Origin of the sequence: Nocardia sp. NPDC057455 (genome assembly GCF_042802775.1) — a bacterium.
In the GTDB taxonomy this organism is placed as follows: Bacteria; Actinomycetota; Actinomycetes; order Mycobacteriales; family Mycobacteriaceae; genus Nocardia.
The window spans coordinates 1-21,685 of the sequence record NZ_JBHVDM010000084.1 but is presented as its reverse complement, the minus strand read 5'-3'; the positions used below and the strand labels follow the sequence as shown (position 1 = coordinate 21,685).

General features: G+C 69.5%; 19 protein-coding genes and 1 pseudogene. 15 read left to right on the top strand and 5 right to left on the bottom strand.

Going from position 1 to position 21,685, the window contains the following annotated elements; all coding sequences use genetic code 11:
* Positions 1 to 61: 61 nt before the first annotated feature.
* From ACFU5M_RS26825 to ACFU5M_RS26815, 3 genes are read left to right on the top strand one after another with little or no spacing between them, the layout of a single operon-like run.
* Positions 62 to 631, top strand: a complete 570-nt coding sequence (locus ACFU5M_RS26825; protein ID WP_379053619.1) for a pyruvoyl-dependent arginine decarboxylase — start codon at positions 62 to 64, stop codon at positions 629 to 631.
* Positions 628 to 1,194 carry a hypothetical protein gene (locus tag ACFU5M_RS26820; RefSeq protein ID WP_379053618.1) on the top strand — a complete coding sequence of 189 codons (567 nt, stop codon included), beginning with the start codon at positions 628 to 630 and terminating at the stop codon, positions 1,192 to 1,194. The genes ACFU5M_RS26825 and ACFU5M_RS26820 overlap by 4 nt, the downstream gene beginning before the upstream one ends.
* Positions 1,194 to 2,726 carry a diguanylate cyclase domain-containing protein gene (locus tag ACFU5M_RS26815; RefSeq protein ID WP_379053616.1) on the top strand — a complete coding sequence of 511 codons (1,533 nt, stop codon included), beginning with the start codon at positions 1,194 to 1,196 and terminating at the stop codon, positions 2,724 to 2,726. Before ACFU5M_RS26820 ends, ACFU5M_RS26815 begins: the two co-directional genes overlap by 1 nt.
* Position 2,727: 1 nt before the next feature.
* Here the strand turns inward: ACFU5M_RS26815 and ACFU5M_RS26810 are convergent, their stop codons facing one another.
* Complete coding sequence (locus tag ACFU5M_RS26810) at positions 2,728 to 3,489, bottom strand: DUF6319 family protein (RefSeq protein WP_379053614.1); 762 nt, start codon at positions 3,487 to 3,489, stop codon at positions 2,728 to 2,730.
* 354 nt (positions 3,490 to 3,843) lie between these two features.
* Positions 3,844 to 4,464, bottom strand: coding sequence for a TetR/AcrR family transcriptional regulator (locus ACFU5M_RS26805; RefSeq protein ID WP_379053612.1), 621 nt, complete (start codon positions 4,462 to 4,464; stop codon positions 3,844 to 3,846).
* 211 nt (positions 4,465 to 4,675) lie between these two features.
* On the opposite strand from ACFU5M_RS26805, the gene ACFU5M_RS26800 reads away from it, so the two are divergent.
* From ACFU5M_RS26800 to ACFU5M_RS26775, 6 genes and pseudogenes are all read left to right on the top strand, one after another.
* The gene (locus ACFU5M_RS26800) at positions 4,676 to 6,043 is read left to right on the top strand and encodes a flavin-containing monooxygenase (RefSeq protein WP_379053610.1); all 1,368 of its coding nucleotides are present in this window, start codon (positions 4,676 to 4,678) and stop codon (positions 6,041 to 6,043) included.
* 7 nt (positions 6,044 to 6,050) lie between these two features.
* Positions 6,051 to 7,202 carry a serine hydrolase domain-containing protein gene (locus ACFU5M_RS26795; protein ID WP_379053608.1) on the top strand — a complete coding sequence of 384 codons (1,152 nt, stop codon included), beginning with the start codon at positions 6,051 to 6,053 and terminating at the stop codon, positions 7,200 to 7,202.
* Positions 7,202 to 7,594: pseudogene (locus ACFU5M_RS26790) on the top strand (alcohol dehydrogenase catalytic domain-containing protein); the annotation flags it as partial. The gene ACFU5M_RS26795 and the pseudogene ACFU5M_RS26790, both read left to right, overlap by 1 nt.
* 91 nt (positions 7,595 to 7,685) lie before the next feature.
* A complete protein-coding gene (locus tag ACFU5M_RS26785; RefSeq protein ID WP_379053607.1) occupies positions 7,686 to 9,335 on the top strand; it encodes an AMP-binding protein in 1,650 nt (549 codons plus the stop codon).
* 4 nt (positions 9,336 to 9,339) lie between these two features.
* The gene (locus ACFU5M_RS26780) at positions 9,340 to 11,091 is read left to right on the top strand and encodes an amidohydrolase family protein (protein WP_379053605.1); all 1,752 of its coding nucleotides are present in this window, start codon (positions 9,340 to 9,342) and stop codon (positions 11,089 to 11,091) included.
* Between the two features lie 83 nt (positions 11,092 to 11,174).
* Complete coding sequence (locus ACFU5M_RS26775; RefSeq protein WP_379053604.1) at positions 11,175 to 12,023, top strand: alpha/beta fold hydrolase; 849 nt, start codon at positions 11,175 to 11,177, stop codon at positions 12,021 to 12,023.
* Positions 12,024 to 12,030: 7 nt separating this feature from the next.
* On the opposite strand, the gene ACFU5M_RS26770 is transcribed toward ACFU5M_RS26775, so the two are convergent.
* Positions 12,031 to 12,315 (bottom strand): hypothetical protein, encoded by a 285-nt coding sequence (locus ACFU5M_RS26770; protein WP_379053603.1) that lies wholly within the window; start codon positions 12,313 to 12,315, stop codon positions 12,031 to 12,033.
* A gap of 190 nt (positions 12,316 to 12,505) precedes the next feature.
* Between ACFU5M_RS26770 and ACFU5M_RS26765 the strand changes: the two genes are divergently transcribed.
* Entirely contained in the window at positions 12,506 to 13,537 is a 1,032-nt protein-coding gene (locus tag ACFU5M_RS26765) for a DoxX family protein (RefSeq protein WP_379053601.1), read from the top strand.
* Positions 13,538 to 13,663: 126 nt separating this feature from the next.
* Here the strand turns inward: ACFU5M_RS26765 and ACFU5M_RS26760 are convergent, their stop codons facing one another.
* On the bottom strand, positions 13,664 to 14,494 hold the full coding sequence (locus ACFU5M_RS26760; protein WP_379053600.1) for a mycofactocin-coupled SDR family oxidoreductase: 831 nt from the start codon (positions 14,492 to 14,494) through the stop codon (positions 13,664 to 13,666).
* A 435-nt stretch (positions 14,495 to 14,929) separates the two neighbouring features.
* Here ACFU5M_RS26760 and ACFU5M_RS26755 point away from each other — a divergent pair, with 435 nt between their 5' ends.
* The 5 genes from ACFU5M_RS26755 to ACFU5M_RS26735 all read left to right on the top strand — a co-directional run bounded on the left by ACFU5M_RS26755 (position 14,930) and on the right by ACFU5M_RS26735 (position 21,015).
* Positions 14,930 to 15,157: a hypothetical protein gene (locus tag ACFU5M_RS26755; protein WP_379053598.1), complete on the top strand. Its 228-nt coding sequence runs from the start codon at positions 14,930 to 14,932 to the stop codon at positions 15,155 to 15,157.
* 109 nt (positions 15,158 to 15,266) lie between these two features.
* On the top strand, positions 15,267 to 15,923 hold the full coding sequence (locus ACFU5M_RS26750) for a class I SAM-dependent methyltransferase (RefSeq protein ID WP_379053596.1): 657 nt from the start codon (positions 15,267 to 15,269) through the stop codon (positions 15,921 to 15,923).
* A 122-nt stretch (positions 15,924 to 16,045) separates the two neighbouring features.
* Positions 16,046 to 18,226 carry a glycosyltransferase family 39 protein gene (locus ACFU5M_RS26745; RefSeq protein WP_379053594.1) on the top strand — a complete coding sequence of 727 codons (2,181 nt, stop codon included), beginning with the start codon at positions 16,046 to 16,048 and terminating at the stop codon, positions 18,224 to 18,226.
* Between the two features lie 534 nt (positions 18,227 to 18,760).
* Positions 18,761 to 19,477, top strand: coding sequence for a response regulator transcription factor (locus tag ACFU5M_RS26740; RefSeq protein WP_379053592.1), 717 nt, complete (start codon positions 18,761 to 18,763; stop codon positions 19,475 to 19,477).
* A gap of 26 nt (positions 19,478 to 19,503) precedes the next feature.
* Positions 19,504 to 21,015 carry a sensor histidine kinase gene (locus tag ACFU5M_RS26735; protein WP_379053638.1) on the top strand — a complete coding sequence of 504 codons (1,512 nt, stop codon included), beginning with the start codon at positions 19,504 to 19,506 and terminating at the stop codon, positions 21,013 to 21,015.
* Positions 21,016 to 21,203: 188 nt separating this feature from the next.
* On the opposite strand, the gene ACFU5M_RS26730 is transcribed toward ACFU5M_RS26735, so the two are convergent.
* Positions 21,204 to 21,685, bottom strand: a 482-nt coding sequence (locus ACFU5M_RS26730) for a hypothetical protein (protein WP_379053591.1), incomplete at its 5' end; no start/stop codon positions are given.

Sequence of the window (21,685 nt, the reverse complement as noted above, 5' to 3'; positions counted from 1 at the left end):
GTCGATTTCGACGCAAGACCGGCCTGCAAAATCGGTGGCCGAGTCGGATCGGGAGGGCACCATGATGCACGACACCTCGCGGGGCGACCTACGCGCGCGACCTCGGGCCGATCGGCTGCGGCCGCCGCTGGAGCGGTCGCTTCCGGCACCGCTGACGATCGAGATCGGCGCCGCGACCGGGGCCGGAGCGACCGCCATGTCGGCGTTCGACGCCGCGCTGCGCGCGCTCGGTGTGGGCGAAGCCAACCTGATCCGGTTGTCGTCGGTCATTCCACCGCGCGCCACCGTCGAGCGCATCGGCCGGGTGCGCGAGCCGATCCCGTGGGGAGATCGCCTCTACTGTGTGTACGCCGTGCGGCACGCGTACGAACGCGGCGCTACCGCGGCCGCGGGCATCGGCTGGGCGCTGCGCGACGATGATTCCGGCGCGGGACTATTCGTCGAGCACGAGGCCGGGACCAGCGAAGAAGTCGCAGCCCTGATCCGCGCCAGCCTGGCGGACATGACCCGCCACCGCGGCGACGGCTTCGGCCCGGTCCAGCTGTGCACCGTGGACGCGACTTCCGACGGCGATCCGGCATGCGCGCTGGTCCTTGCCGCTTACCACACCATCCCCTGGAGTCCGCGGTGAGCGAGATCGCGGTGACCGTCGAGACGACGATGCCGGAGGAACGGATCCCGATCTTCCACCGTCTCTATGAGGAGGCGTTCGGCCCGCTGCGCGCGAAGGCCATCGCGCGGCAGGTGCTGCATCCCGAGGAGTTCCGGGAAGAGATGGTGGATCCCCGCGTGCGGAAGTACGTGGCGCACGCCGACGGCGAGCCGATCGGCGTGACCACGCTGACCAGGCATCTGGAGACCGTGCCGTGGATCAGTCCGGACTATTTCGCGGCGCGCTATCCCGAACACGCGGCGCGCGACGCGATCTACTACGCGGGTTTCACCCTTGTTGCGCCAAGTGCCCGCCAAGGGGCGGCATTCCATGCCATGATCAAATCAGTTGTCCAGGCATTGGTTGCCGAGCGCGCTGCGGTCGGTTGGGACATCTGCTCGTACAACAACACTCGGTTCTCGTTCGCCGACAGCATCCGGGCAGTGCTCGACGAACAGGCGAACGTCGAAGTCGCGGTGGAGGATTCCCAGATCTATTACGCGGCCCGGTTCATCGGGGATGGAGCGACCAAGGGGGGCTGATGACACCCAGTGAACAGCCACAGCCCGGCTGTCGGCGCAGTATCGGATCGGGCTGGTACGCGGTGCTTCTCGGGGGAGGCGCAGCCGCGATCGCGGTCCACCTGACGCTCGATTCGCAGGTGGTGGCGTTCGTGACGATGGCCCTCATCGTCGGCGAAGCGCTCGCCATGATCGCCGTCGGCGTGCACACCCACCGGCCCGCGCACCCGTTGCCGTGGTATCTGCTGTCCGGCTCGGCGGTGCTGTTCGCCACCGGCACCACACTGCGTGGCATCGGCGACCATGCGATCCACCCGCTCGACGACGCGTTCACCCTGCTCGGTTATCTCGGTGTCGGGCTCGCCGCGCTGATCTGGTTGTGGCCGCGCCACGTGCACGGCAATTACGACCTGCTGCTGGACTCCGCTCTGATCGGGCTCGGCGCGCTGCTCGCTTCCTGGACCTTCCTCATCTCCCCGATCCTGCAATCCACCGAGACCGGGCTCGACGCGGTGGTGGCGGCGACCTATCCGGTGCTCGACGCGTTGCTGCTCACCTTGGTGGCGCACTCGATGGCCACCTCCACGCGCGCGGAGACCTCGCTGTGGCTGTTGCACGCCGGGCTGATCGCGGTGCTGCTCGGAGATCTGGGCTACAGCTTGGAGACCGCGGGCGCGACCGCGCTCGGGCGCGAGGTGCTGCTGGCTCCCCTGCTCGCCGCCTACGCCACCGTGGGCGTCGCGGCGCTGCACCCGACCATGGCCACACTCGGCGCCCCGCGGCGCATCCACCCGCACCACTCCAGGCAGCGTGCCAGCCTCATCGCGATCGCGCTGATCGTGGCCTCGCTGGTGCCGGTGGTCGGGTCCAGCCTGCATCCGCTCGACCGCGTGGTGGTGTCGTCGCTGTTCGCGCTGTTGCTGATCGGCATGCTGGTGCGCAGCGAGCGCGCGATCGTGCGCAGTGCCCGCAGCGAGCGCCGCGCGCAATACCAGGCCGACCACGACATACTCACCGGGTTGCTGAACCGGGCGGCGCTGCTGCGTGCCCTGCGGCAGCGCGGCGAACGGTGGGCAGAGCAATCGATCTGTCTGCTGTTCATCGACCTCGACGGCTTCAAGCGGGTCAACGACAGCTACGGCCACGCCGTCGGCGACGAACTGATCGCGACGGCGGCGGGCCGGATCCGGCGGGTGGTGCGTCACGAGGATGTGGTGACCCGATACGGCGGCGACGAATTCGTCGTGCTCGCCCCGCTCGCCCGGCCCGAGGCCGCCGTGCTGGCCGAACGGCTGCTCGGCGCGTTCGTCCGGCCGTTCGGGCTGAGCGCGGGCGAGATCCCGATCACCGCGAGCGTCGGCGTGGCGTGCGTGGGTCCGCGCAGCTCGGACACCGACGTGCACAGCCTGCTGCGGGACGCGGACGCCGCCATGTACCACGCGAAGCAGTACTCGCTCGGCTACGCGTTCCACGACGACCTCCGGCGCGCGACTCCCGGCGCCGAGCGCCGGATCTGGCGCACGGCCGCCCGATCCGCGAGTCCCGCGGTGTGACTCAGTCGCTCAGCTCGTCCAGCAGGCGCTTGGCCTCCTCGAGCTCGGCCTGTAACTGCTGCACCTTGGCCTCCTGCACGCCGCGCAACGCGTCCAGGACCCCGGCGACGACCTCGGCAACCTCGGGATGCAGGATCTTCGCCGCCTGCGCCACCGTGGAACCGGCCACCGGAAGGCCGCGCAAGGTGCGCTTCTTACCGCTGACCACGTCGATCGACCACTCGCCGTCGGCGGTGCCGGTGAGCGTCACGGTGACCTCGGGCGCCTTGGGCTTGCGGGCGGCGGCCGCCTTGGCGGGCTTCGGCGCCGTCGCCGCCGGAGCTTGCTTGCCCGCGCTCTCGGCGCGGCTCGCCGCGGCGGTGGTCTCCGCGGGCTTCGGGCCGGCCGACGGCTCGGGTGCGCTCGCCTGCGCGGGCTGAGTCGCGGTGCTCGTCGTGGTCGACGACTGGGTCACAGGGGATTCCTTCCTAGTGGTCGGCTTCGGCTGGGCGGTGGCGCCCGCCGCGCCTCGGGGCGGCTTGGTCAAGGTCACCTCGATGGGAGAGAAGGACAGTACATCCTTCGATCCGGTCGGCCGGACCTGCAGGAAGTCACCGTCGGTAGGGTCACCGAGCGCGATCACCTTGCCCGATCGCCCCTCCGGCACACCGACCGCGGCGGCGGTGAACCACACCATGGGCGGGCGGCCACCGGCGATCTCCGTGGCGATCTGCTGAATCTCGCTGTCCGACAATGGTTGCGGCTTGGTTCGTGGGGACGGCATGGTAACTCCGAGCGATTTCGTGGTTGGCTGCGTGCACAGATGATGCCCCACGACGCCGACAGATTTGCGGGCCACCGCCCAATCGAGGCGGCGGATGGTCAGGTCCGAGCAAACAGCGAACATCTAGCAACCGATCCGGCGTCGCCGCGAGCGACAACCCGGCAGCCCGCTTCGGTTCTCGTGCGCGACATGCTCCGCTTCCGGCGAATCGGCAAGCAGCACCGGCGATTCGGCACCGACCCACGATCCCTCGAAGCGGTGCCCGGACGGAGCGTCCAGGAGCGCATACGCCACGCGCGGCATACGACGGTGCTCGCCGAGGCGCCACCGCACACCGGATTCCGCTCGGCGCGCTCAGCTCGCCGCCGTCGGCGCGCGCAGCGCGGGAAACCAGATATCGGTGAGCACCTCGACGGCTTGGTCCGCCGAGACGTCGATGGTGCCCTGCATCGCCCAGCGGGTGAAGAACCGTTCCAGTTGCGCGACAAGCAGTTCCACTCGCAGCCGCGCCTCGTCGCGCCGATCGGCCGGCCACCCGGCGAGGTAGGCGGTCATCGCGTTGGGCAGGGCGAGGATGCCGTTGCGGGCGATCTCGCGGAACTCCGGCTCCAGCGCGGTCGCCTCGTCCCAGGCGGGCAGCAGATCCTTGTACTCGTGGAACCACTCGATCGCGCGGGTCATCCAGCCGGCGAACTCGGCGCGCGAGCCGGTCTCCAGCACCCGGTCGAGGTCCTGATAGAAGTGCAGCGCGGTGGGCGCGGTGCCCTGCTCGGCGATCGCGCGCAGGATCTCCAACTTCCCCGCGAAGTGCAGATAGAACGTGGCCCGGCTACAACCGACCGCGCCGGCGATCTCGTCCACCCGTACCGCCGCGTAGCCACGGGTCGCGAACAGCTCCTTGGCGGCCTCCATCAGGCGGGCCCTGGTCTGCTGCTTCTGCTCGTCCCGCAGGTTCGTGTTCGCGTTCGTACGCATGGTGAACCGGTACCTCGTCTCCATAAAAGCCGGTCTGACGTGCTGCTTCCGCTGACCGAGTCTACGCATGGACGGACTCGATAGACAGCTCGTCACTCACTAGACACTATGTCTAGTGAGTGTTATTTTGTTGCCTACGTCACTCCGGCGCGTACCCGCGCCGGACGGTTCGGCCGTCATCGAGGACGGCCCTCCAGCACGAGGACAGTGAATGACGTCAACCGCACTCCCCCGCGTCTGTGTGATCGGGGCGGGCCCCTCCGGGATCACCGCCGCCAAACGGCTCAACGACCAGGGCATCCCCTTCGACTGCTACGAGGCGTCCGACGAAGTCGGGGGCAACTGGTACTTCAAGAACCCCAACGGCATGTCGGCCTGTTATCAGAGCCTGCACATCGACACGTCCAAGTTCCGCTTGGCGTTCGAGGACTATCCGGCGCCCGACGAGTGGCCGGACTTTCCGCACCATTCACAGCTATTCCAGTATTTCCGCGATTACGTCGACCATTTCGGCATCCGCGACCGCATCGTGTTCGGCACCGAGGTGACCGCCGCCGAGCGTGCGGCGGACGGCCGCTGGCTGATCACCACGAGCGAGGGGTACACCAAGGATTACGACGCGCTCGTCGTCTGCAACGGGCACCACTGGGATCCGCGCCTCCCGGACTACCCCGGCGAATTCGACGGCACGCTTCTGCACAGTCACGCTTACAACGACCCGTTCGACCCCGTCGACATGCGCGGCAAACGGGTCGTGGTGGTCGGCATGGGCAACTCGGGGCTGGATATCGCCTCCGAGCTGTCGCAGCGGTTCATCGCCGCGAAGCTGTATGTCTCCGCCCGGCGCGGGGTGTGGGTACTGCCGAAGTACGTCAACGGCAAGGTCGGCGACAAGCGCTCGATGCCACGATGGATGCCGCCGAAGCTGGGTCTCAAGCTCAAGCAGCGTTTCGTCCGGAAGTTCCGCGGCAACATGGAGGATTACGGCCTGCCCAGGCCGGACCATCTGCCGTTCGAGGCGCACCCCTCGGCGAGCGAGGAGTTCCTGCACCGCGCGGGCTGCGGCGACATCGCGTTCAAGCCCGCGATCACCGCGCTGGAGGGATCGCGGGTGCGCTTCGCCGACGGCAGCACCGAAGAGGTGGACGTGATCGTCTGCGCCACCGGTTACCGCATCTCCTTCCCGTTCTTCTCCGACCCCGAGCTGTTGCCCGATCGCGACAACCGCTTCCCGTTGTTCAAGCAGATGATCAAGCCCGGCGTCGACAACCTGTTCTTCCTCGGGCTGGCCCAGCCCCTGCCCACGCTGGTGAATTTCGCGGAGCAGCAGAGCAAGCTGGTCGCCGCCTACCTGACCGGCCGCTACCACCTGCCGTCGACGGAGGAGATGCGGGCGGCCATCCGGTCCGCGGAATCGGCCAGAACCGGCCGCTACTACGACTCGCCCCGGCACACCATCCAGATCGAATTCGAACCGTACGTGCGGGACATGCAGCGAGAACTGGCGCGCGGCGCGAAACGCGCCGCCGCCGCGGGAAACGCGCTGCCGGTGCGAGCCCGCGCGTTCGAACAGGTGTGAGGCGGCGATGACCACGGAAACCGCCACCTCGGGGTTCTGCGCCGAACGATTCGCACGGGTCCGAACGGAACTGCAGACCCGGCTCGCCGCCGGCGACGAGCTGGGCGCGTCGATCTGCGTCACGGTCGACGGCGAACCGGTCGTCGATCTCTGGGGCGGGTACCGCGACCCCGGACGCACCACGCCGTGGACCGAGGACACCTTGGTCAACGTCTTCTCCCTCACCAAGACCATGACCGCGCTGTGCGCCCTGCTGCTGGTCGAGCGCGGCGAATTGGACGTGCACGCGAAAGTGGCCAGGTACTGGCCGGAGTTCGGGGCGAACGGCAAAGCCGACATCGAGATCCGTCATCTGCTCGCGCACACCTCCGGCGTCTCGGGGTGGCAGCCGCCGATCGCACTCGCCGACATCTACGACGCGGAATCCTCCGCCGCCCGGTTGGCCGGCCAACCACCGTGGTGGGAGCCGGGCTCCGCGTCGGGCTACCACGCGCTCGCCTACGGCCACCTGATCGGCGCGGTGATCCGCCGGGTCACCGGACGCTCGCTGGGCGAGTTCTTCGCCGAGGAACTCGCCGGGCCGCTGGGCGCGGACTTCCACATCGGCACCGCGCCCGAGCATCACGGGCGGATCGCCACCTTGGTCCCGCCCGATCTGCCGGAGTTCGACATGGCCGCGCTCGACCAGGACAGCGTGCTGGTCAAAACGCTCACCAGTCCGCTGCTCGACATCGCCGAGACGGCGAGCGCGGGATGGCGGCAAGCCGAGATCGGCGCGGTGAACGGGCACGGCAACGCGCGTTCGGTGGCGCGAGTGCAATCACTGGTCTCCTGCGGCGGCGAACTGGACGGGCGGCGGCTGCTGTCGGCGGAGACGATCGAGCTGATCTTCCAGCAGCAGTCCGACGGCGTGGATCTCGCGCTTCTGGTGCCGCTGCGGTTCGGCATCGGCTACGGTCTGCCGCAGCGGCAGACCGCCCCGGAGGTGCCCGACGGCCGGGTGTGCTGGTGGGCCGGGTACGGAGGCGCGATGGTGGTCAACGACCTCGAGCACCGCACCACGTTCGCCTACACCATGAACCGGATGGCTCCGGGCCTGATCGGCTCCGACCGAGCCGACGCCTATCTCCGCGCGACCTTCGAGGCGGTACGCGGATGATGCGGGCGTTGCAGCTCACCGAGCCGCGTGTGCTGGCGCTGCGCGAGGTACCGATACCGGAGATCGGTCCGACCGATCTGCTGCTGCGCGTGGGCGCGGCGGGCATCTGCCATTCGGACCTGCACGTGCTGCACATCCCCTTCCGGATGCGCGCGGAGCCGTTGACCCTGGGCCACGAGATCGCGGGCACCATCGAGGCTGTCGGCGACGGAGTGGACGGCCGCCGGGCCGGTGAGCGCGGCATCGTGTATCTGTGCTGGTCGTGCGGGGTCTGCCGGGAGTGCGCCCGCGGCAACGAGAACGTCTGCCACGCCGCGGGCCGCACCGCCATGCCACCGTGCCCCGGACTCGGGCCGGACGGCGGGATGGCCGATTACATCCGGGTGCCCGCGACCCTGGACCGGCTGGAACGCGGCCTGGTCACCGGCCGAGCGGTCCTGATCCCCGAGCCGTGACGAATCGACCCACGAGAAAGTACCCGATATGACAAAGCCCTTCGACCCGCAGGCGTTCGTGGCGGAGGCCGCGGGCCGGCTCACCGGACCCGGCGGTCGATTCGAAATGGTGGTCGAGGACGTGCTCGGCGCACCGATGGCGGTGGTGCGCCATCGCAAGTCCTCGCTGCGCGACGTGCTCGTCGCCGCAGCGGCGCACGGCGATCACGACTACCTGGTCACCGCCGAGCGCAGGATATCGTTCACCGAACACGCCGCGGCGGTCGCGGCCCTGGCCACGGCCCTGCGGGACCGATTCGGCGTCGGAAAGGGCGACCGCGTCGGCATTCTCGCCGCGAACACACCCGAGTGGGTGCTGACGTTCTGGGCGGCGCAGGCGCTCGGCGCGATCGCGGTGGGTTACAACGCGTGGTGGGCGCCGCGCGAGATCGCCTACGGCGTCGAGCACACCAGTCCCACCGTGCTCGTCGTCGATGCGAAGCGCGCCGCGACAGCAGCGGAACTGGACGTCCGGATTCCGCTGATCACCATGGAGCACGACGTACCCGCGCTCATCGCCGATTACCGGACCGAGGAGCTGCCGTACACCGAGATCGCCGAAGACGACCCCGCGGTGATCCTCTACACCAGCGGCACCAGCGGACGTCCCAAGGGCGCGGTGCACTCGCACCGAAATTTGGTGGCCGTCGCCGACTATCACCTCTTCAACGACGCGCTGGCCGCCGCGCTCACCGGGGCGACCGAACTGCCCAGCGGGCGGCGCTTCCTGCTCACCTCGCCGCTGTTCCATATCGCCAGCCTGCACAATCTGGTGGTCCCCCGGCTGGTCACCGGGGACGCGGCGGTGATCCACCAAGGGTCGTTCGACGCCGACCGGGTGCTGCGACTGATCGAGACCGAACGGGTCACCAACTGGGGCGCCATGCCGACCATGGCCACCAGGATGCTGGACCTCGATCTGTCCGGCTACGACCTGTCCTCGCTGGCCGCGTTCTCACTGAACTCGGCGCCGTCATCGGCCGCGCTGCAACAGAAATTGCGCGCTCAACTGCCCGTCGCACGCAACGCGCTGGTGACCAGCTACGGACTCACCGAATGCAGCACCGCGGCCACGCTGGCGAGCCCTGCCGAACTGGCGGCCTTCCCGGACACCGTGGGACGACCGGTCGTCGGGGTCGCGCTGGAGATCCGCGACAGCGCGGGCAACGCGGTTCCCGACGGCGCCGAAGGCGAGATCTGGGTGCGCAGCCCCTACGTGATGCTGGGGTACTGGCAGGACGAGGCGGCGACCGCGGCGGCGATCACCGCGGACCGCTGGTTGCGCACCGGCGATATCGGGGTGCTGGAGGAGGGCAGGCTGCGATTGTCCGGGCGCCGTTCGGATCTCATCCTGCGCGGCGGGGAGAACGTCTATCCCACGGAGATCGAGCAGTGCCTCGAGGAGCATCCCGCGGTGCGCGAATGCGCGGTCCTCGGTGTGCCCGATGACGATCTGGGACAGCAGGTCGCCGCCTTGGTCGTGGTCGAGAATGCCACGGCCACCAGCGAAGAGGAGCTGCGCGCGTTCACCGCCGAGCGGCTCGCCTACTACAAAGTGCCCGCCCGCTGGCGGCTCACCACCACCGCACTCCCCCGCAATGCGACCGGCAAGGTCGTCCGCGCCGAACTCGAGGTCTGAACCCATGTACGACACCATCATCGCGAACGGCCGCTGGTTCGACGGCACCGGCGCGCCTTCGGCGATCAGGCACCTCGGCATCCACGACGGACGGATCGCGACCATCTCGGCCGAACCGATCGACGACCCGGCCTGTCCGAACGTCGTGGACGCCACCGGCAAATGGGTGATTCCGGGCATGCTCGACATCCACACCCATTACGACGTGGAGGTGCTGCAGCATCCGGCGCTGACCGAATCGCTGCGGCACGGCATCACCACGGTGCTGCTGGGTTCGTGTTCCTTGTCCACCGTGCACGTCGACGCCTCCGACGCGGGCGACCTGTTCGCGCGGGTCGAGGCGATTCCGCGCAAGCACGTCGTCGCGGCGGTGGACGAGCACAAGACCTGGCGCTCGGCGCACGAGTACGCGGCCGCGCTGGACCGGCTGCCGTTGGGCCCGAATGTCGCCGCTTTCATCGGGCATTCGGATATCCGCGCCGCCGAACTGGGTCTGGAGCGCGCGACCCGCAAGGATGTCCGGCCCGATGCGGCCGAACTGGCCGGAATGGAGGCCAAGCTGACCGAGGCGTTGGACGCGGGATTCGTCGGCATGTCCTCTCAGCAGTTGTTGTTCGACAAACTCGACGGCGAGGTGTGCCGGTCGCGCACGCTGCCCTCCACCTATGCGACGTTGCGGGAACGGCACCGCCTCAACGCCGTGCTGCGACGGCGCGGCGGGGCGTTGCAGGGCGGGCCGGACGTGTCCCGACCGCACAGCCTGATCACCATGGCGGCCAGTAGCCTCGGCCTGTTTCGCAGGCCGCTGAAGGTCAGCTTGCTCTCGGCCGCCGACATCAAGGCGATTCCCGCGGTCGTGCACCTGTTTCCGCTGATCGCGCGGGTGCTGAACAAGCTGGGCGGCAATTTCCGCTGGCAGCACCTTCCGGTGCCGTTCGAGGTCTACGCCGACGGCATCGACCTGGTGGTGTTCGAGGAATTCGGTTCCGGCGCCGAAGCGCTGCACCTGGCCGATCAGGTGGACGAACGACGGGAACTGCTGCGCGACGAGAACTATCGGCGCCGCTTCCGCGCGGACTACGACAAGAAGTTCGGTCCACGAGTATGGCACCGCGACTTCTTCGACGCGCAGATCGTCGAATGCCCCGACCCTGCGGTGATCGGCAAGACCTTCGGCCAAGTGGGGTCCGAGCGCGGCGGCGTGCATCCGGTGGACGCGTTCCTCGACCTCGTGGTGGAGCACGGCAACAAGGTCCGCTGGCACACCACCATTTCCAATCATCGACCGGAGGTGCTCGATCGGCTCGCCGCCGACCCGGGCGTGCAACTGGGTTTCTCCGATGCGGGAGCGCATCTGCGGAACATGGCGTTCTACAACTTCGGACTCCGCTTCCTGCGCCGCGTGCGTGACGCCGCGGAGGCCGGTCGCCCGTTCCTGTCGGTGGAACAGGCGGTGCACCGGCTCACCGGCGAACTCGCGGACTGGTACGGCTTGGACGCCGGGCACCTGAGGGCGGGCGACCGGGCCGATGTCGTCGTCCTCGATCCGGCCCACCTGGACGATTCGCTCGACGCCTACCAGGAATCGCCGATCGCCGCGTTCGACAACCTGTCGCGCATGGTGAACCGTAACGACGACACGGTCACCGCGGTGTTCGTCGGCGGCGTGCAGGTGTTCGGCGAAGGCACTCCCGCTCCGGTTCTCGGCACCCGCCGGACCGGACGATTCCTGCGCGCGACGACCGCCGTCCGGTGATCCGAGCGCCCACCCTCGGCCGTACCCGCCGGTAGAATCGCGAAGACCGGCGGCTCGGTCGCCGGTCGTTCGAGGGAGTCGGGGTGGACGTTTTCGAGCATCGGGGCAGGGCCGTCGTCTTCGATCGGGTGGGCAGCGGGTCGGCGATCGTGTTCCTGCACAACGCGGGGACGCAACGCCGGATCTGGGACGACCAGGTCGCGGCGCTGCGCGACGAGCACGAGGTCTTCGCGCTCGATCTCCCCGGCTACGGGCAATCCGACCAGCCCGCCACGGGCTACCGCCTCACCGATTACGTCGACATGCTCACGGCGTTCCTGGACGCTCACCGCCGCACCGACGTGGTGTTGATCGGAAACTGCCTCGGCAGCGCCACCTCGCTGCGCTACGCCATGGGTCATCCGGACCGGGTGCGCGCGCTCGTGCTGATGAATCCGCTCACCCTGGACACCGTCAGCTCGGGGCAATCGGCGGGCCTGGCCTGGCTCGACGCGCGGCTGCCGCTGGCGCCGCTGGCCCGCCGGATGAGTCTGCCGGACTCGGTCGTCTCGCTGATCGTCGGCAATCAGCTCGGCCCGCGCGGCCGAGCTCGCAACATTCGGCACGAGCCGCGCGTGCGGGCGTACTGGACGGATCGGGGCAGGCTGCAAGCCCTGCACGGCTTGGTCCAGGATTTCCCGTCCTACCGCGCGCTGGACACGTTCGATCCGCCTGCGGGATTCCCGCCGATCTGCACGATCTGGGGGCGGCGCAATCGCATTCTGTCGGCGAAGGCGGGCGGACGGCTCAACCGCAGGCTGCGCCCGCACACGGCGGTGGAGCTACCCGACTGCGGTCATCTCCCGATGGTGGAGGCCCCGGAGCAGGTCACGTCGATCATCACCGGCTTTCTCGCCGACACCGGCGTGCGGGAGCGGGCGGGAGACCGCTGAGCCGCGCTCAGAGCGGAGCCGCGGTCGGGCAGAGTTCGGGGAAACTGTCCGAGCGCACGCCGCATCCCACGCATTCGAACACGATGCCGATCTCCAGCATCCAGTGGATGCGGGTATGGCAGGTCTCGCACAGGAAATCCACGCCCGCCGGGTGGCAGCAGGACCGTTTACGGATGAACCATTCCGCGCGGTGACGACATGGGACGGAGTCGAAGCGGAACGTGCACCTCGGTGCGGCGGGTAAGTCGGCGACGACGGCTTCGAAAGCCGTTGTGGCCGTATGGGTGTTCACAGCGGATACCTTCCGGCGGAGCAGGGCGGGAGGCGGGAGCGTGAGTGCGGCGCCTTTCCCCCTGGATCGATCTCTCTCGATTAGCTGTTACTTGGATGAGGCGGCATTCACACGGTGGCGGACCGGCTTGTTTGGCCACGAAGCGCGCGGGAATCCGAATCGTGACTACATCAAGGGAAGGGGTTCTGTCATGTTGTTGCGCCGACTCGCCCGGCCGCTACTGGCCACCGCGTTCGTAGTAGACGGGGTCGATACGCTGCGGCGCCCGGATGAGCGGGTCAAGGCCGCGAACGCACTGCTCGAACGGGGGCACCGGCAACTGCCCGAAGAAATTGCCACGAAATTGCCGTCCAATCCGACGACGGTCGTCCAAGTCAACGCCCTGGCCCAGGTGAGCGGCGGCGTGCTGCTGGCGCTCGGCAAGGCGCCGCGACTGGCCGCCCTGGTGCTCGCGGCGACCGTCGTGCCCGCTGCCGTCACCGAGCAGGACTTCTGGAACGAGCAGGATCCGGCCCGGAAGTCGGCGAAGCGGACCGCGTTCCTCAAAGACCTCGGCCTCCTCGGCGGGCTGATGATCACCGCCGCCGACACCGAGGGCAAGCCGTCGCTGGGCTGGCGTGGCCGCCGGGCCGCTCGCGACGCCGCCGCCGCGGTCACCGCCGCACTGCCGTTCGGCGCGACCTCCGACACCGCCACCGGCGCGGCGCTGCGCAAGCACGCGCACGAGGCCGCGGAACGGGCGCGTGCGCTCGGAGCGGTGGCGGCGAACAAGGGGGCGGAACTCGCCGAATCGGCCCAGCGGCACGGCCCGGGATGGGCGGAGACGGCCAAGGAACACAGCAGCGATCTGGCCGAGACCGCCAAGGAGCACGGGTCGGAGTGGGCCGAGATCGCCAAAGAGCGCGGCGCCGACTGGGCCGAGATCGCCAAAGAGCGGGGTACCGACTGGGCCGAGATCGCCAAAGAGCGCGGCGCCGAGTGGGCCGAGATCGCGAAAGAGCGCGGCGCCGAGTGGGCCGAGATCGCCAAGGAGCGGGGCGTGCAGTTCGCGGATCTGGCCAAGCAGCGTGGGACCGAATGGGCGGAGGTCGCCAAGGAGCGCGGACCGGAGATCGCCGACGCCGCCCGGGAACGCAGCGCACACACGGCGCACTTGGCCCGCGAGCGGGGCGCCCAGACAGCGCAGGCGGCCCGCGAGGCGATCGAGTCGCGGCGCCACTGAGGCCCCGGACGAGCAAGGCGGGCGCTTCACCGCGAGGCGCCCGCCTGCACGATGGCGACCTGCTCCGCCGGCCTCGTTTCCTGAACCACGTTCGCGGCCTGCGCTTTCCGGCCACGGGCTCGGATGCTAGGAGGTACTCGCGCTTCCGCCGCAGGAAATGGTGACAGCCTCTCCGTTGAAGTGGCGGCCGTGTTCGGAGACCAGCAGCAGCACCGCTTCGGCTACCTCGGCGGGCTGGATCAGATCGCCGTTGGGCGGGCCGGATTCGATGATCGCCATCCAGTCCTCCTTGGTGGGATTCTCCTTGTCCGGCACCATGAGCCGCCACGTGGCGGGGTTCTGGATCATGTCGGTGTCCACCCCCGACGGCAGCAGGGCGTTCACCGTGATGCCGTACTCCGCCACCTCCAGGGACAGCGACTTCACCAAGCCCAGCACGCCCCATTTACTCGCGGCATAGTGCGCCGCGTTGCGCACGCCCATTTTCGCCACGATGGACGAGGTGGCCACCACGCGGCCCCAGCGGCGCTCGATCATGTGCGGGACGACCGCGCGGAAGCTGTGGAAGACGCCGGTCAAGTTGGTGTCGATCATGTCCTGCCACAACTGGTCGTCCATCTCGGCGACGGGCGAGTTGGACGCGATGCCCGCGTTGGCGATCAGGATGTCGATGCGGTCGAATTCCTCCAGCGCGCGCTCGGCCACCGTGCGCATCTGTTCCAGGCTGCGCACGTCGGCCCGCACGGCGACGCAACGGCGGCCGGTCCGCTCGACCAGGGCGGCGGTCTCGGCCAAGTCGTCGGGAGTGCTCAGCTCGTAGGGCAGGCCCGGCAAGGGTGCGGCGATATCACACACCACGATGTCCGCGCCCGCGTTCGCCAGCGCGAGAGCGTGCGCGCGCCCCTGCCCGCGGGCGCCGCCGGTGATCACCGCTACCCGGTCGTCGAGATGCCCCATCCCTGGCCCTTCATCGGGTCGGTACCTGCTTCGGCCGCCACCCATCGTGTCATGTGTGGACGACGCGAGCTCCCGATTTTGCGGCGAGCCCCCGCACCGACGAGCAATTTCCCGCGGATGGGAACGAGCGGCGGGCGCGCCCCCCGCGTAACCACCGGTGCGCGCAGCGCCACGGCCGCGACCTGCGCCGACAGGCTGTTTTGCCGAATTCTCCAGGGACAGTGGAACAATGGGTGCGGTCTCGGCACCGGAGCGGGCACGGCCACGGCACGGACGAACCGACCCGACTGCGGCACGGAGACCACATGCAACCATTCCGACCCGGTCCAGCGACCAACTGTGTGCGATGTACGCTGCGCCCCGGAACGATTTCGCCCGTGCCTACCCATCGTTCCTGGCACGGTCGGCGCATCCACAGTGGTTCCAGGGGGCCCGATGACCGATTGTGAGTACCTTCCCGTGAATCTCGACCGACAGCTCGACACCGAACCGACCGAGCACGACAGCGCCCTGACCGGCCGGCTGACCAGCCCGCGGCTGCGCAGGCTGCTGCACACGGCCATCGGCCTCTCCGAGGATTCCGTCGACCTGCTGACGACCATGACAACGCGCCTGCGCGCCGCCGAGGGCATGATCCTGCGCGACCCGCTCGACGACTGCTGACCTCGGGCGGCCGCGGTGGCGTCCGACGCCTCCCCGCGGCCACTCGGGCCAGTTGCCGAAGCGGCAACGATATTTGCCGAAATGGCCGAGCCGGTGGATGGTGGATCGCATGAGTGCGACACACCACCACCAGGACCGGACCACGCCGACGACCGTCGAGTACTGGGAGTCCTTCTACCAGGAGCGCGACCAGATCTGGTCGGGACGGCCGAACTTCCTGCTGGTGCGGGAGATCGAAGCGGTCGCCCCGGGTACGGCACTGGACCTGGGCTGCGCCGAGGGCGCCGACGCGATCTGGCTGGCCGAGCGCGGCTGGCGGGTCACGGCGGTGGACATCTCGGAGACCGCGCTGGCCCGCGCCAGGGCGCGGGCGGCACGACAGACTCTGCCCGGCGAAATCGATTGGCAGCGGCACGATCTCGACCACAGCTTCCCGTCCGGGCAGTACGACCTCGTCACGGCGCAGTATCTGCATTCACCGGCGGCCCAGGATGGTGAACGGGCGCGAATCCTGCGCCGGGCCGCGGCGGCGGTGGCGCCCGGCGGGCTGCTGCTGATCGTCGGCCACGCGGAATGGCCCACCTGGGTATCCGAACCGCCCGCCCACGTGCACTTTCCGACCACCGCCGAGGTGCGCGCCGACCTCGCGCCGGACCCGGCCGAATGGCAGGTGGAAGTGGATGACGTGGTCGAGCGCGAGCACGCGGGCCCGGAGGGACAGCCGGGCACGCGTAAAGACAACGTTCTGCTGATCCGCCGCCGCTGACCCGCCGAATCCCGCCCGGCACCGTCGACCCGCACAGCGCACTCGCAGGTTTGCCCCAGGTTGCGGGCAGACAGCCTTCCTAGCCTTCGAGCAGAGGTTCACACGGAAGGAAGGCGAAGAGCATGGCGTCGATTACGAGCGTCCCGCCGGGGGTGGAGGCCGTCGGGAGACCCGTCGGCGCCCATCGCGCCCCCACCCACGAACGATCATGGGCGGATCGCGCGTTCTTCGGGCCCGCGACCCAACCTCGGTGGGCGCGCCCGGCGGTGTTCGCGCTGCTGGTCGCGACGGCGGTGCTGTACTTCTGGAATCTCACGGTCTCCGGGTGGGCGAACGAGTACTACGCCGCCGCGGCGCAGGCGGGCACGCAGAGCTGGAAGGCGCTGCTGTTCGGCGCGCACGACGCGGGCAACGCGATCACGGTGGACAAGCCCCCCGCGTCGCTGTGGGTCATGGGCCTGTCGGGGCGGCTGTTCGGGTTCGGCTCGTGGTCGCTGCTGGCGCCGCAGGCTTTGATGGGTGTCGGCTCGGTGGGTCTGCTGTACGCCGCGGTACGGCGGTGGAGCGGACCCGGCGCGGGCCTGCTGGCCGGTGCGGCGTCGGCGGCCACTCCGGTCGCCGCGTTGATGTTCCGCTTCGACAACCCGGATGCCTTGCTGACGTTGCTGCTGGTCGCGGCGGCCTACTGCACGGTGCGCGCGATCGACTCGCACGGGCTGCGCTGGCGTTCGGCGAGCACCGGCTGGCTCGCGCTGGCCGGTGTGGTCATCGGTTTGGCGTTCCTGACCAAGATGATGCAGGCATTCCTGGTCCTGCCCGCGTTGGCGCTGGTGTTCCTGGTCGCCGCGGCGGGAGGTTTCTGGTCCCGAATCGTCAAATCGGTCACCGCGTGCGCTGCCATGGTGGTCGCCGGCGGGTGGTACGTGCTGCTGGTCGAGCTGTGGCCCGCGGACTCGCGACCTTACATCGGCGGGTCGACCGACAACAGCCTGTGGGAACTGGCGCTCGGCTACAACGGGATGGGCCGGTTGCTGGGCGGCAGCGGCAATCCGAGCGGGAACTCGGGCGGCCCCGGAGACGGCGGCATGGGCGGCGCGTTCGGCGGCGACACCGGATTCGCCCGGCTGTTCAGCGGCACCATGGCGACCGAAGTGTCCTGGCTGCTCCCGGCGGCGCTGATCGGCTCGGTCGCCGGGCTGTGGCTGAGCCACCGCGCACCGCGCACCGATCGGCTGCGGGCGGCGATGATCCTCTGGGGCGGGTGGTTGCTCGGCACCGGCCTGGTATTCAGCTATATGAGCGGCATCATCCACCCGTACTACACGGTGGCCCTGGCGCCGGGCATCGCCGGTGTCACCGGCATCGCCGTGACACAGTTGTGGCGGCGGCGCGGGCACGTGGCGGCCAGGATCACGTTGGCGCTCCTGTCGACGGTCACCGGCGTCTGGGCCTTCGTCCTGCTCGACCGCACGCCGGACTGGTTGCCCTGGCTGCGCTGGACGGTACTGGTCGTGACCGCGCTCGCCGCGGTGGGCCTACTGGTAGGCGCGCACCGCTCGCGCGGGATCGCCGTGACGATCGCGGCGGCCGCATTGCTCGCCGGGTTCGCCGGATCCACGGCTTACGCGGTCGAGACGGTCACGCACGCGCACAGCGGCGGCATCCCCACCTCCGGGCCCGCACAGGCGGGTTCGATGGGTGAGCCCGGAGGAAGCGGCAGCGGGGCGGCAGCGGATGGTCCGCCTGCCGACGGCTCCACCGGTGACGTGAACGGCACGTCCGGCACCGATCTGCCCACCGGTAACACGAACGGCACGTCCGGCACCGATCTGCCGACCGGCGGTGCGGCTCCCACCGGCACGGATCTGCCGACCGGGGACATGCCCGCCGCCGACAGCCGGTCCACCGGCGACGCGGCTCCCGTGACCGGCGCCGGTGGGCCGGTCGCAAGCGCCGACAACGCGGAGCTGGACGCCCTGCTGGAGGCCACCGACAACCGGTGGTCGGCGGCGAGCGTCGGCTCCGGCACCGCGTCGAGCCTGGAATTGCGCACCGGCACGGCGGTGATCGCGATCGGCGGCTTCAGCGGTGGCGATGACGCGCCGACGTTGGCACAGTTCCAGCAGTACGTCGCCGACGGCGAGGTGCACTACTTCGTCGCGCAAGGACAAGGCATGCGCCCCGGCTCGGGCGGTGCGAAGTCGGCGGCGGACGAGATCACCGAGTGGGTGAAGGCGCACTACACGGCGAAGACGGTCGGCAACGTCACGGTCTACGACCTGACCGCTCCCACCGGCAGCTGATCGCCCGGATTCCGACCGCAAATGTATCGCCGCACCGCAGGGCGCGGCGATACATTTGCCGCATGTTCGGCGGCAGTATCGCCGCCGACGGCTGTTCGAGTTGCCAGGCAATGGCAACCGTCGAAGGCGGGCCCCCGCAGATCGCCCCGGCAAGGGCGCACCGAGGCGTATGGCAAGTCCGCCACATGATCACCTCGCTGGTCCCCCACCGGCAATCGACAGAACATCGGGCCGCAATCCCCAGCACGCACCATCGCGGACAGTGCGGGTCGCGGCGCACAGCATGCCGATCGGATGCGAGGCAAGACCTTCGGTGACGCGCGCTCGTCTCGCTTGTCACCGGCGAGCCCGGTCACACGCATCGGGCGCAAGGCGCGGGCGGCCGGACCAGTCATGATGTACGCGGAGGGCGGATAGAGGCGCCGCTCAGCTATCCCGCCCGCGCGAACAGCGCGCCTGCCGGCGGCCCCTGCTCACAGGAAACGCCCAGCTTGCTCGCAGGTTGCTCGGTGCCTGCGACGTAATCATGGACGCATGACCGGCACCGAACCCGAAGCCCGCGTCCTCATCGTGGACGACGAACCGATGATCATCGAACTGCTCGCCGTGAGCTTGCGGTTCCAGGGGTTCGAGGTGGCCACCGCGCTCAGCGGCACCGAGGCGCTGGATCGGGTGCGCGGATTCCGGCCGGACGCGTTGATCGTGGACGTGATGATGCCCGGCATGGACGGGTTCGGGATGCTGCGGCGACTGCGCGCCGACCGCGTGAGCGCCCCCGTGCTGTTCCTCACCGCCCGCGACGACGTCGACGACAAGCTCACCGGACTCACCCTCGGCGCGGACGACTACGTGACCAAGCCGTTCAGCCTGGAGGAGGTCATCGCGCGGCTTCGAGTAATCCTGCGCCGCAGCGGAATACAGTCCGCGCACAAGGGCGTCAACCAAATGACGGTGGGCGATCTGGTGCTCGACGACGACAGCCACGAGGTGTGGAAGGCGGGCGCTCCGGTGTCGCTGTCGCCGACCGAGTTCACCCTGCTGCGGTACTTCATGGTCAACGCGGGCAAGGTGCTGAGCAAGCCGAAGATCCTGGATCATGTCTGGCGCTACGATTTCGGCGGCGACGCGGGCGTGGTCGAGTCGTATGTGTCATATCTGCGGCGCAAAGTCGACACCACCGAACCGAAACTGCTGCACACGCTGCGCGGCGTGGGTTATGTGCTGCGCGAACCCCGGGTGAGCCGGACGTGAGCGTACGAACGAAACTCGCGCGGCGGATGTCGGCGGTCCCGCTCCGGGTGGGGCTGGTGATCGTGCTGCTGCTGTTGACGGCGGCGGCGCTGTTCGCGTCTGGTGCGGCGGTGACCTCGGCGCTGAGCCGATCGCTGACCCAGCGCACCGACGAACAGCTCTACGACGCGGCGCGGTCCTGGGCGCAGCCACGTCCGATGCGGCAGGTGATCACCAGTGACGGTCGCACCCAATGGATTCCCGCGGATCTCCCGGCCGCGCCGGTGCAGCCGAGGTCGGTGGGCGAGCAGCCGCGCCGGTTCTTCGAACTGCGCACAGGAGCAGACGGCCAGGTGTATCCGGACCCTCCGGGCGGCAACAGCACCGCGGGCGCCCCGGATCTCGGCGGCACGATCGCCCGGACACCGCGAACGGTGGACTCCTCGGACGATTCGTCGGTGCGCTGGCGGGTACTGACCACGATCAACGAGTACGGTTCCACCACCATCGGCCTGCCGCTGACCGACAACCGAGAGACGGTATCGCGGCTGATCTTCTTCGAGCTCGGCACGGGGGCAGCGACTCTGCTGGCCCTGGGGGCCGTCGGCTACCTGGTGATCCGGCGCAGCCTGCGGCCGCTGCGCGAGGTGGAGCAGACCGCTGCGGCGATAGCGGGCGGCGATCTGCACCGGCGGGTGCCGGTGCGCGGCGTCGACACCGAGGTCGACCATCTGGCGCGGTCGTTGAACGAGATGCTCGCGCAGATCCAGCACGGCGTGGCCGCGACCGAGGCCTCCGAGGAAGCGGCCCGCCGCTCGGAAGCGCGGATGCGCCGCTTCGTCGCCGATGCCAGCCACGAACTGCGCACGCCGCTGACCACGATTCGCGGTTTCGCCGAGCTGTACCGGCAGGGCGCCAGTACCGATGCGGGAATGGTGGTCGGCCGGATCGAGGCCGAGGCCGAGCGCATGGGTGTGCTCGTCGAAGATCTGCTGCTGCTGGCGCGGCTGGACGAGAAGCGCCCTTTGGAGCGCAAGCCCGTCGACCTGCTCGCGCTCGCCGGCGACGCCGTGCACAACGCGCAGGCCATCGCCGCCCGCCAGAAGCCTTCGCCCGACGCGCCGGACCGCCCGATCACCTTGGTGATCGGCGACGGCGAAGGAACCATGGGCGTCGTGGGCGACGAAGCGCGCCTGCGCCAGGTCCTGGGCAACCTCCTCGGCAATGCCCTCACCCACACCCCCCGCGAAGCGGCGATCACGGTGCGGCTCACCGCCGCCCCCGATCGCGTCCGCATCGACGTGATCGACGCGGGGCCCGGACTGCCGTCGGATGCCGCCGCCCGGGTGTTCGAGCGCTTCTACCGCGCGGACGCCTCACGCACCCGCGCCAGCGGCGGCACCGGCCTCGGCCTGTCCATCGTCCAAGCGCTGGTGACCGCCCACGGCGGACGAGTGTCGGTCGTCAGCGAACCGGGACGCGGGGCGACCTTCACCGTGGTGTTACCCCGAGAGCTCGCCGATACCCGGCCCACAGGAGAGCGAACTTCCTCGTCGTAGCGCTTTTCGGCCGTAGCGCAGAGCACGGGCGCGCTGGAATCGTGGCCGAGGATTCCGGCGCGCTCGGTATGGGTCGGAGGCGGCAGCAGGACACCGACATCAGCGACGGGGCGCGGGAAGGAAGATGTCGTCGAGCGGAGCGCCGGAGGCGGAGACAGCGCCTTCTTCGGCGAACCATTCCCAGCGCGTCACGCGGGCGAGGATCGGGGTGGGCAGGCGCAGAAGCACTGTCGCGATGGTGGCGAAGCGGCTGGAACCCGCAGGTCCCTGGCCAGCCGGGTCGCGCCGACGAGCATGTAGCCGCCGGTCAGGGCGACCAGAGCGACCGACGCCTGGCGTGGGACGTCACTCCGCAGGAGGCGCACCCCGCCGTGCGTCGTGTCCAGGATGTCCACCAGCAACGCGAGTCGCTGCCAGCGTGGCAGTTCTTCGGCGGGCGCGGTCAGATACCCCAGGCCCAGCGCGATCGCCCGTGCGCCGAAGATCCTGGTCATGTAGTCGAGTTCGGGTGTGGGGCGCACGCCGAGCGCCTCGGTCAACGTCCGCGGGGCAACGAGGGCGGCCGACCCGAGCGCGACCCGCCCGAGCGCCAGGCCGCGCAGCGCGCCGGCCAGTGGGGAGCGGGTTTGCCGCATGCTGTTGGTCACCATGTCCCGAGCCTCGCCCAGAA